The organism is Pseudomonas sp. GM48 (assembly GCF_000282335.1).
Lineage (GTDB): Bacteria > Pseudomonadota > Gammaproteobacteria > Pseudomonadales > Pseudomonadaceae > Aquipseudomonas.
In genome coordinates, this window is sequence record NZ_AKJM01000147.1 from 17,587 (window position 1) to 27,717 (window position 10,131).

Below are 10,131 nucleotides of genomic sequence, written 5' to 3' on the forward strand. Positions count from 1 at the left end.
TTGCTCGCGAAGGCGGCGGCACATCCAATATCCATCTTGAGGTTTAAGCAAGAATCTCGAACGCCGTGCTGGCCAGCCGTTCGCCATTGACCATGATGTGCACGGCATGGCGCCCCGCATAATGCCGGCGGGTGGTGAGTTCCTTGATCTGCTGACCACGGCTGACGACTTCGATGGCACTGCCGGGCAGCGTCAGCGCCTTGAGTTTGAACACCTTCGCCGACGTGCTGCCGTTGGCCTTGACGTAATCGATGGCGTAGTCGATCACCAGGCGCTGGCTGCTTTCTATCGTGGATTTGACGGCAAACGACAGGGTGATTTTTTCTCCCAGGCCAATCACTGGCGGTTCGACTTTCACCCCGACGATCTCGACTTCAGGCTTGCCGCCCGCGCCGATGATCGCCAGTGCCCGCTGGTTGCCCTGTTTGATCAGGCTGCGTAGCGCGTGCCTGGCGATCCATGCGGTGTGCTTGTTGTCCAGCGACCAGCCTTCGATCAGGTCCAGCACCCATTCGGGATGATCCTTGGTGATGTCGTTGAGGTGGTTGGCCACGGACTTGCGCACGTACAGGCTGCTGTCTGCCTTGAGGTTGTCGAGGATACCAGCGGCCAGACGCGGATCAGCCTGCACCGGCTCCAGGCGAAACGACCAGGGCAGGCGTGGTCGGCAACCTTCGCTGGCGAGGCGCCGCACGTGTTCGTCGTCATCCAGGGACCAGTCATGCATCAGCTTCAACGAGCGATCGAGCTCGCTGCGCAGGAAATGGCGGATCGCGAACTCCGAGGAACCGAAGGCAGTGAAGTACTTCAAGGCGTCCATCGAGACATCGAACGCATGGGCGCCATAACGGGCAACATAGTGCGGCAGGCACATGCTGACGAAGCCGCTGTTCAGGCGCGGGGCGAGGGCGCGCAGCACCTGCAGCGACGCCTCATAGTCCAGGGGCAGCACGGCGTGCAGGCACTCGCTGACCCGGGCCATGCGCTGCATGACGCTGAGATCCGCGAGACCGGATTGGGCCAGTTTCAGGAAGCGCTCGGCCTCGAATGGCGGATAGACCGCGGTCATTTCGCCCGCAATGTGCTGGAGGCGCTCGGTGTTGAAGATTTCCTTCAGGGCTGGGGCAGGTTGGTCAGCCATGGTGGTTCCTTGGGAAATGTTGTTGATCCATCACACTGCGTTATCGTTCTTCGCGAGCAAGCCCGCTCCCACAGAAGAGCTTGTGCGCGACAAAGATCCAATGTGGGAGCGGGCTTGCTCGCGAAGAGGCCATTCCAGTCACCTCAATTCTTGCCCGCTTGCTCCTGCAATTGATCCGACTCAAACAACCTCGCCAGTTCAACCCGAGCTTCCTGCGCCGTCTGCATCACCTTCACCGCGTCGTCATATACCGAATGCTGGGCTTCAAGCACCTCTTCGTCGTGCTGCTTGAAACGTTTGATCCGCGCGTCCGCCTGGGCATGGGTCAATCCCAACCCGATCAGGGTTTGCCGGCTCATTTCCAGGCTCGAATGAAAAGTTTCGCGCACGGCATGAGCGCCGAGGTCCATCAGGCGGTGCACATGCTGACGGTTACGGGCGCGGGCGATGATTTTCATATGCGGATAGAGCTTGTGCACCAACTCGGCGGTCTTGATGTTGGTGTCCGGGTCGTCGGTGGCGATCACGAAATATTCGGCTTCCCCGACCTTGGCCGCGCTGAGGATTTCCGGGCGCATCGGGTCGCCATAGAACACCGGCACGCCACCAAAACTGCGGGACAGCTCGATGGTTTCCACCGAGGTGTCGAGGGCCACGAACTTGATGTTCTGCGCGCGCAAAATCCGCGCGACGATCTGACCCATGCGGCCCATGCCGGCGATCACCACTCGAGGCGCGTCGGCGTCGATTTCGCGGAACTTCTCCGGCACTTCCACCGGTTGCACTTTCGGGCTGACCAACCGTGCGCAAAGCAGCAGCAACAGCGGCGTCACGGCCATGGACAGGGTGATGGTCAGCACCAGCAAGTCATACAGTTCTGCCGCGAACAGCCCGTGATCGCGACCAATCTTGAACACCACAAAGGCAAATTCACCACCGGCCGCCAACACGATGCCCAGGCGGATTGCACTGACCTTCTTCAAGCCGCCGGCCAGGCGACCGACAATAAACAGCAGCGGCAGTTTGATCGCGATCAGCAGCAGGGTAAGGCCCAACACCGCGACCGGCATGCTCAGCAACAGGCTCAGGTTCGCACCCATGCCGACGCTGATGAAAAACAGTCCCAGCAACAGGCCCTTGAACGGTTCGATCTGCGCTTCCAGTTCATGGCGATACTCGGAATCCGCCAGCAGTAGGCCGGCGAGGAAGGCACCCAGGGCCATGGAGATTCCGGCCAGTTCCATCAACCACGCCGTGCCGATCACCACCAGCAAGGCCGTGGCGGTGGAGACCTCTGGCAACGCGGTTTTGGCCACCACGCGAAACACCGGCCTCAGCAGATAGCGCCCGCCGATCACTACCACTGCAATGCTGAACAATACCTGCAGGCCGTGGTTCAGGTCTTCGCTGGCGGTGGTGCTGTGATCGCCACCGGCAAGCAGCGGCACCATGGCAATCAACGGGATCGCGGCGATGTCCTGAAACAACAGAATCGCGAACGCCAGCCGCCCGTGGGGGCTGGTCAGTTCCTTGCGTTCAGCCAGACTTTGCAGGCCGAACGCCGTGGATGACAGCGCCAGGCCCAGGCCGAGGACGATCGCGGTGTTCAACGGCTGGCCAAACAGCCACAACGCCACCACGCCAATCACCGTGCCGGTCAGCAACACTTGCGCCAGACCTACGCCGAACACTGATTTGCGCATCACCCACAAGCGTCGCGGCGACAGCTCCAGGCCAATGATGAACAGCAGCAACACCACGCCGAGTTCGGAAATGTTCGCGACGCTTTGCGGGTTGCCGATCAGGCCCAGTACCGACGGGCCGATGATCACCCCGGCAAACAGGTAGCCCAGAACCGCCCCCAGTTGCAGGCGTTTGGCCAATGGAACGATGAGCACGGCCGCCATCAGAAACACGACAGCGGCTTGTAGCAGGTTGCCTTCATGGGGCATGGGAAAACTCCAGAACTCGGTACTGCGGGGGTGACAAGGATAAAGGCTGAGCCCTTCGGCGTCAGCAAAACGCTCGGGCTCAGATGTTACAATTTGCATTAATTAGTTACATTTATAGCGTTAGCTGATCAATCCAACGGTCCCTCTCGAGTAATCCCCATGGCGATCAACTTCGACCTCAATGACCTGCAAGCCTTCCGTGCCGTGGTCGAGCAGGGCAGCTTTCGCAAGGCCGCCGATACGGTGCGTATTTCCCAGCCCGCCTTGAGCCGGCGCATCGAAAAACTGGAAGACGCCCTTGGTGTGCGGCTGTTCGAACGTACTACGCGCAAGGTCAGCCTGACCCAGGCCGGCCGCGGTTTCATGCCCAGCGTCGAGCGCCTGCTGGACGATCTGGACGTGGCATTGCTGGGCATCAGCGAAGTCGCTTCGACCCGGCTCGGCCACGTCACGGTCGCCTGTGTACCCTCGGCGGCTTACTACTTCATGCCACGGGTGATTGCGCACTATCACCGCCAGTTTCCGCGGATCAAGGTCAAGGTGCTGGACTCCAGCGCCCACGAGGTGTTGAGCGCGGTGGTCAACGGTGAAGCGGATTTTGGCCTGAGTTTCATGGGCACGCTGGAAGCCGAAGTGGATTTCGAGCCCTTGGTGCAAGAGGGGTATGTCGTGGCTTGCCGGCGCGATCATCCGCTGGCGGGGCGAAGCAGTGTCACCTGGGACGAGTTCTATCAGCAGGATTACATCTCTCTGGATAAAACCTCGGGCAACCGTTTTCTGCTGGACCAGGCGTTGACCGGCGTGGTGCCGCAGCGGCCGAGCATCTGCGAAACCCGGCACGTAACCACCATGATCGGACTGGTGGAGGCTGGGTTGGGCGTAGCGGCAGTGCCGCTGATGGCGATGCCGGCAGCGGATCATCCGATCCTGACGCGGGTGCCGTTGACCAATCCTCAGGTAATGCGCAGCGTCGGTCTGATCAAGCGCCGGGGTCGAACCCTGACCCCGGCGGCACTGGAACTGGAACGACTGGTGGTGGAGATGAAAGTCCTGCAGCCGTCGGTCAGCGACTGACCGAGTCCAGTCCGGTCGCTTTCACGTCCGGTTGAGCCTGGGCCGAGGCCATATATTCCAGCAAGGCTTTGGCTTCCGCCGGGTGCTGGGCACCTACCGGGATGCCGGCGGCAAACCGGGTCACCGATTGCACTGACTCCGGAATCTTCGCCACGAAACTCACCCCCGGCACTGGCAACAATTCGCTGACTTGCTGGAAGCCCAGTTGATAATCCCCAGTGGCAACCACCGAACCCACCGGGACTTTCGGCACCATCGTCGATTTGCGCTTCAGCTGGTCTTCGATCCCCAGGCGTTTGTACAGTTGCTGCTCGATATACACGCCGCTGGCGCTGTCTGAGTAGGCCACCGATTTCGCGTCGAGCAGGGTCTTTTTCAGGCCCTCGACATTGCTGATATCCGGCTTCGGCGCACCTTCGCGCACCACCAGACCAATGCGCGAATCCGCCAGTTCGACTCTTGAAGCGGGATCGACTTTGCCCTGTTTGATCAGATCGTCCAGCGCGTAGCCGACCATGATCACCACGTCGGCTTGCTCACCACGAGCCAGGCGATTGGGAATCGCCTCTGGCGCCTTGCCCATGGATGGACCGAGTGCGGTGTCGAGGGTGTTACCGGTGGCGGCGGTGAACTTCGGGCCGAGGATTTTGTAGGCCGCAGTGAAGCCGCCGGAGGTCATTACGCGGATCTCTTCCGCTTGGGCAATGCCGCTCAATACCAGGGTGGCCACCAGCGTGAGGGCGGCAAAACCAAACTGTTTTTTCATGGTCATGTTCTCGATAAAAGGCTGGTTCACGACGCCACCGACTGCAGATGATTCGAGGCTCGGCGATAGAGCAAGAGCGTCGCGCACAGCGCGCACAGTGCTGCGAAACTCATCCAGTAACCGGGTGCAGCCTTGTCGCCGGTGTACTGGATCAGCCAGGTCGACATCGCCGGGGTGAACCCACCGAACACGGCCGTGGCCAGGCTATAAGCGAGGGAGAAACCGGCCACCCGAACCTCCACTGGCATGATTTCCGTCAGCGCCGGGATCATCGCGCCGTTGTACAGGCCATAAATGAACGACAGCCACAACAGCACCAGCAGCATATGGATGAAGCTCGGCGCATTGACCAGAAAGGTCAGCATCGGGTAAGTGGTTGCGATGGCCAGCAAGGCCATGGCGATCAACACCGGGCGTCGACCGATACGGTCCGAAAGTGCGCCGCCAATCGGCAGCCAGATGAAATTCGAGACGCCGACCAGCAATGTCACCAGCAGCGCATCGGACGTGCTCAGGTGCAATACGGTTTTACCGAAGGTCGGCGCGTACACCGTGATCAGGTAGAACGCGGTGGTGGTCAGGGCGACCATCATCATGCCCGCGAACACGATCAGCCAGTTTTGCCCCAGGGTGCGGAACACCTCACCCATGCTCGGGCGGTGTTTACGGGTGGCGAACTCTTCGGTTTCTTCCAGGTTGCGGCGCAGCAGAAAGATGAATGGCACGATCATGCAGCCGACGAAAAACGGAATCCGCCAGCCCCACTCGGCAATCGCACTCGGTGCCATCCACTGGTTCAAGGCGTAACCCAGCGCGGCGGCGACGATGATCGCCACTTGCTGGCTGCCTGACTGCCAACTGGTGAAAAAGCCCTTGTGGCCGGGCGTGGAGATTTCGGCGAGATACACCGACACGCCGCCCAATTCCGCACCGGCCGAGAAGCCTTGCAACAAGCGTCCGATCAGCACCAGGGCCGGGGCGAACAAACCGATGGTTTCGTAACCGGGTACCAGCACAATCAGGATCGTGCCGCTGGCCATGATCGACAGGGTCACGATCAACCCTTTGCGTCGGCCCACATCATCGATGTAGGCACCCAGCACCACCGCGCCCAACGGACGCATCAGAAAGCCTGCGCCGAACACCGCGAAGGTCATCATCAGCGAGGCGAATTCGCTGCTGGCCGGAAAGAACACGGCAGCGATCTGCGTGGCATAGAAGCCAAAAAGGAAGAAGTCGAACTGCTCGAGGAAGTTGCCCGAGGTGACCCGGAAAATCGCACTGGCCCGGGAGCGACCGGCAGTCGCGGGCCGTTGGATTGATGCTGTCATTGACGTGTACTCCACCGCTTTTATGACGTGCGCCGACAGGACGCGGCGCACGGTTCTTATTGGGGCGGATAGTGGAGCAGGGGCATCGATATGTTAATTGCATTGTTGGCATGCATTGATGTGCAAAGTGGATCAATGCATCCAGGGAGAGGGCTGTACCTGCGTCAGGCTGGATGGCTGAACGATCAGATAAACGCCTCGATATGTGCCATCCCCCGGGCCACATACTCATCCTTCTCACCCACCGGGGCGAAATTGTTCAGCACTTCCCGGGCTGTTTCGCGGCCTTTCAACCGGGCCAGGATCCAGGCCGCGAGGTACGGCGACGCCAGGCAGCCACCCGCGGTGGCAATGTTGCCGTTGGCATGGAACGCCTGGTTGACGACATTGACCCCGGCTTCCAGCACCCAGGGTTTACTGATGGCATCGGTGCAGGCCGGGGCATCGCCGAGCAGGCCGAGTCTGGCCAGCAGGAAGGTGCCGGAACACTGGGCCGCCAGCAGTTGGCGTGCGGGATCGAATTGCAGTTGCGCCATGATCCCGGGGGTGGCGGCCACTTCCCGGGTCTTGCGACCACTGCCCACCAGCACCGCATCCGCCTGACAGGCCTCGGCGAGACCGATGTGCGCATCGATGGTCAAACCGTTCATCGACGTGACCCGCGGCGTCGGCGACGCGATGCTTACGCGCCAATCCTTGTCCCCGAGCAGTGAAACCCGGCTGAGCATGCCGTAGGCGATCAGCGAGTCCAGTTCGTTGAAACCGTCAAAGGTCAGAATGGCGATGTGCATGGCGAACTCCGATGGGTTTTTTGAGCAGCCTACTCGGGTGCAACCCGGTGTTGCCGGTACAGTTCGAAACATTCTTATGATAACAGTCATGTATCACGGCCCGGCACGAAGCGCTATTCGCTGTGCGCCCGCACTACGCTGTCGGTGCCCAACCGATACTGATTATTCCCGCTGCGCTTGGCCTCATACATCGCCAGGTCGGCAATGTGCAGCAGGCGGTCAATGCTCGATGCATGATCGGGGAACACGGCGACGCCGAGGCTGGTGCCGATATGGCGCTGATCGTTGCCGATGGTAATGGGCGGGGAGAGTTCGGCGAAGATTTTCTGGCAGATCGTGCGCGCTTTGTCTTGCAGGCTTTCGCCTTGGGGCAGGTTCTGGAGGATGACCACGAATTCGTCGCCGCCGATCCGGGCAACGGTGTCGCTGCCGCGCAGAATGTGCTTGAGCCGGGTGGCGGTGGTGACCAGCACGCGGTCACCGGCCGCATGACCATAGCGGTCGTTGATGGCCTTGAAGCCATTGAGGTCAACAAACACCAGCGCCACCCGTGTGGCGCTGGTGCGCGCCTGCTCCAACGCTTCGGACAGGCGCTCTTCGAGCACCAGGCGATTGGGCAGGCCGGTCAGCGGGTCGTAGTGGGCCAGGTGCTTGAGGTAGCTGGCCGAGGCCTTTTCTTCGGTGATGTCGCGTACCACGCCCATCATCTTGATTGTTTGGTCGTGGTCATTCTTGACCACGTTGCCGGTTTCCCGCAGCCAGCGGATCGTTCCGTCGGGCCAGACCACGCGGTATTCCTCATCATGGTTTTCGCCGGTTTGCAGGCAACGCAGTTCGCCGGCCCGGACCCTGAGCCGGTCGTCCGGATGCACGCAGGAGCAGAACAGTGCGTAAGAGGGCGTCACTTCGCCGATCTTGAAGCCGAACATGCCGAAAATGGCGTCTGACCAGTACAACCGGTCGGTGTCGACATCCCAATCCCAAGTGCCGATACGAGCGAAATACTGGCTGCGTTTGAAGCGCTCGGCGTCGCCATCCTGATGGATGTTCCGGCCTTCGGACAGGCTGGTGACGATGGTGCGATACTTGGTCAGTTGCTTTTGCAGCGAGCGTTCGCGCCAGACCAGCGCGACGATCAGGGTGAGCGTCGTTGAACCAAGGATGACACTGGTCCAGAGCAAGATCATTCGGAGATGGCCATCAGGGCGGTGAACCGCACGGGTAATTGTTGATTATTTTAGTTCAGCAAACAGCTTTGAATGCCGTGCGCGGAGGCGGCAATGGTTGCCAATCGAAGGCAAATCTGGGAAAACGGCGCCCGACAGGCCCTTGAGGGCGGGTGAGCATACGAGTGAAATCAATGAATGACGAGCTTCAGGTAATCGATCTTCAACCGGGTGACGGAAAAGCCGCCGTAAAAGGCGCGCTGATCACCACCCAGTACCGTGGCTGGCTGGAGGACGGGAGCGAATTCGATTCTTCCTACAGCCGTGGCAAACCCTTCCAGTGCGTGATCGGCACCGGGCGGGTCATCAAGGGCTGGGACCAGGGGATCATGGGCATGCAGGTCGGTGGCAAGCGCAAGTTGCTGGTGCCGGCGCATCTGGCCTATGGCGAACGCACCATGGGCAAGATAACGCCGAATTCGAACCTGATCTTCGAAATTGAATTGCTGGAAGTGCTGACGCGGGACGATTGACCGTCAGGCCTGAAAGGTTTCCCGATACGCGTACAGGCCGGGTGTACCGCCGGTCATGACGAACAGCACATTGTCCCCGGGACCGAAGCGCCCTTGCTGCAGGTCGGCCAGCAAACCCGCAAAGGCTTTGCCGGAGTACACCGGATCGACCAACAGGCCTTCGGCACGCGCCATCAGGCGTACGGCGTCCTGCATGGCGGCGGTCGGCAGACCATAGCCGGGACCCAGCTGGCTGCCGTCAATCACAACATCGGCAGCCTGCACCTCGGCGCTATTGCCCAATAGCGCCAATGTCTCTCGGGTCAATTGCAGGGTTCTCGTCGCCGATGAGTCCTGGTCGGACAACACTGAGAACGACTTGACCACGGACGTACCCCGGTCAAGCAAATGGAAACCCGCCGCGAGCCCGGCATGCGTCCCGGCGCTGCCGTTGGGTACCACCACTTGATTGAACGTGAGTTGCAGCTCTGCCTCTTGCTGCGCGATTTCCGCTGCACAGCGGGCATAGCCGAGGCTGCCCAAGGGGGTCGAACCACCTGTCGGCAGCACCATGACCTTGCGCCCGGAATCCCGAAGTTGCGCAGCCCGGGCCTCGGCTTTGGCCAGTGAGTCGGTGCCGCCGGCAAACACTTGCATTTGCGCGCCGAACAACTGGTCGAGCAGCACGTTGCCATTGAGTTCGTAATCCACTTCGGCTTTGGCGACGGCCCGGGTCAGGAACAATTCGCAGGCGATGCCCAACCGTGCGCACACCGCGGCGGTCAGGCGGGCATGGTTGGACTGAATGCCGCCCACGGTAATGATCGTATCGATCCCGGCTTGCAACACCGCGCCGATATGGAATTCAAGCTTGCGCAGCTTGTTGCCGCCCGCGCCGATCAACATATGGTCGTCGCGTTTGAGAAACAGGCCGATACCCTGCTTGTCCAAGCCCAGCAGCTGTTCGAGTCGCGCAGCCCGTTGAATGGGCGTGGGACCTTGCAGCAGGTCAGCCCGCGCAAAAACACTCAGTGACTTGTCCAGTTGGGTTTGCATCAATCGAGCCTCGTTGTTCACCATGGTCAAGGTGACTCTATGGAGAAAGGCAGGCGGGATAAACGCACTGTCAGTCACGACTGTTTTAACCCGGTGTAACCAATCCCGCCCGGCACCAGTACTTTCCAGGCCGCATTGGATAGGCTGGACCGGGCTTGAGCGCCTGCACTGGTTGCACCCCCACGTGCCTTACAGTCTGCTGGCCCACGGTACTGAAGACGACCCACTTTTCTTCTACGCCAATGAACAGGCGCTGGCCTAATGCCTATCAGTTAAGCGGTAATGCGATCTGTAGCAGCTGCCGAGCCCGCGAGGCTGCGTTCGGCTGCGAAGCAGTCGTGA

9 protein-coding genes are annotated in these 10,131 nt (G+C 60.6%); 2 read left to right on the forward strand and 7 right to left on the reverse strand.

Features of this window, described 5'->3' with window-relative positions:
* Positions 1–43: 43 nt before the first annotated feature.
* Entirely contained in the window at positions 44–1,141 is a 1,098-nt protein-coding gene (locus PMI28_RS03100; protein WP_007991711.1) for a DNA alkylation repair protein, read from the reverse strand.
* Positions 1,142–1,284: 143 nt separating this feature from the next.
* Positions 1,285–3,093, reverse strand: a complete 1,809-nt coding sequence (locus PMI28_RS03095; protein ID WP_007991713.1) for a monovalent cation:proton antiporter-2 (CPA2) family protein — start codon at positions 3,091–3,093, stop codon at positions 1,285–1,287.
* 159 nt (positions 3,094–3,252) lie between these two features.
* On the opposite strand from PMI28_RS03095, the gene PMI28_RS03090 reads away from it, so the two are divergent.
* On the forward strand, positions 3,253–4,167 hold the full coding sequence (locus PMI28_RS03090; RefSeq protein WP_007991715.1) for a LysR family transcriptional regulator: 915 nt from the start codon (positions 3,253–3,255) through the stop codon (positions 4,165–4,167).
* Here PMI28_RS03090 and PMI28_RS03085 read toward each other — a convergent pair.
* The 4 genes from PMI28_RS03085 to PMI28_RS03070 form a co-directional block, all read right to left on the reverse strand.
* Entirely contained in the window at positions 4,157–4,933 is a 777-nt protein-coding gene (locus PMI28_RS03085; RefSeq protein ID WP_007991717.1) for a substrate-binding domain-containing protein, read from the reverse strand. The two genes, PMI28_RS03090 and PMI28_RS03085, sit on opposite strands and share 11 nt — an antisense overlap.
* 26 nt (positions 4,934–4,959) lie before the next feature.
* Positions 4,960–6,264, reverse strand: a complete 1,305-nt coding sequence (locus PMI28_RS03080; RefSeq protein WP_007991720.1) for an MFS transporter — start codon at positions 6,262–6,264, stop codon at positions 4,960–4,962.
* 185 nt (positions 6,265–6,449) lie between these two features.
* Positions 6,450–7,055: a DJ-1/PfpI family protein gene (locus PMI28_RS03075; RefSeq protein ID WP_007991722.1), complete on the reverse strand. Its 606-nt coding sequence runs from the start codon at positions 7,053–7,055 to the stop codon at positions 6,450–6,452.
* 113 nt (positions 7,056–7,168) lie between these two features.
* Positions 7,169–8,242 carry a sensor domain-containing diguanylate cyclase gene (locus PMI28_RS03070; protein ID WP_007991724.1) on the reverse strand — a complete coding sequence of 358 codons (1,074 nt, stop codon included), beginning with the start codon at positions 8,240–8,242 and terminating at the stop codon, positions 7,169–7,171.
* Positions 8,243–8,415: 173 nt separating this feature from the next.
* On the opposite strand from PMI28_RS03070, the gene PMI28_RS03065 reads away from it, so the two are divergent.
* Entirely contained in the window at positions 8,416–8,754 is a 339-nt protein-coding gene (locus PMI28_RS03065) for an FKBP-type peptidyl-prolyl cis-trans isomerase (protein WP_007991725.1), read from the forward strand.
* Between the two features lie 3 nt (positions 8,755–8,757).
* Here PMI28_RS03065 and PMI28_RS03060 read toward each other — a convergent pair whose 3' ends face one another.
* Positions 8,758–9,789, reverse strand: a complete 1,032-nt coding sequence (locus PMI28_RS03060) for a D-cysteine desulfhydrase family protein (RefSeq protein WP_007991727.1) — start codon at positions 9,787–9,789, stop codon at positions 8,758–8,760.
* Positions 9,790–10,131 lie beyond the last annotated feature (342 nt).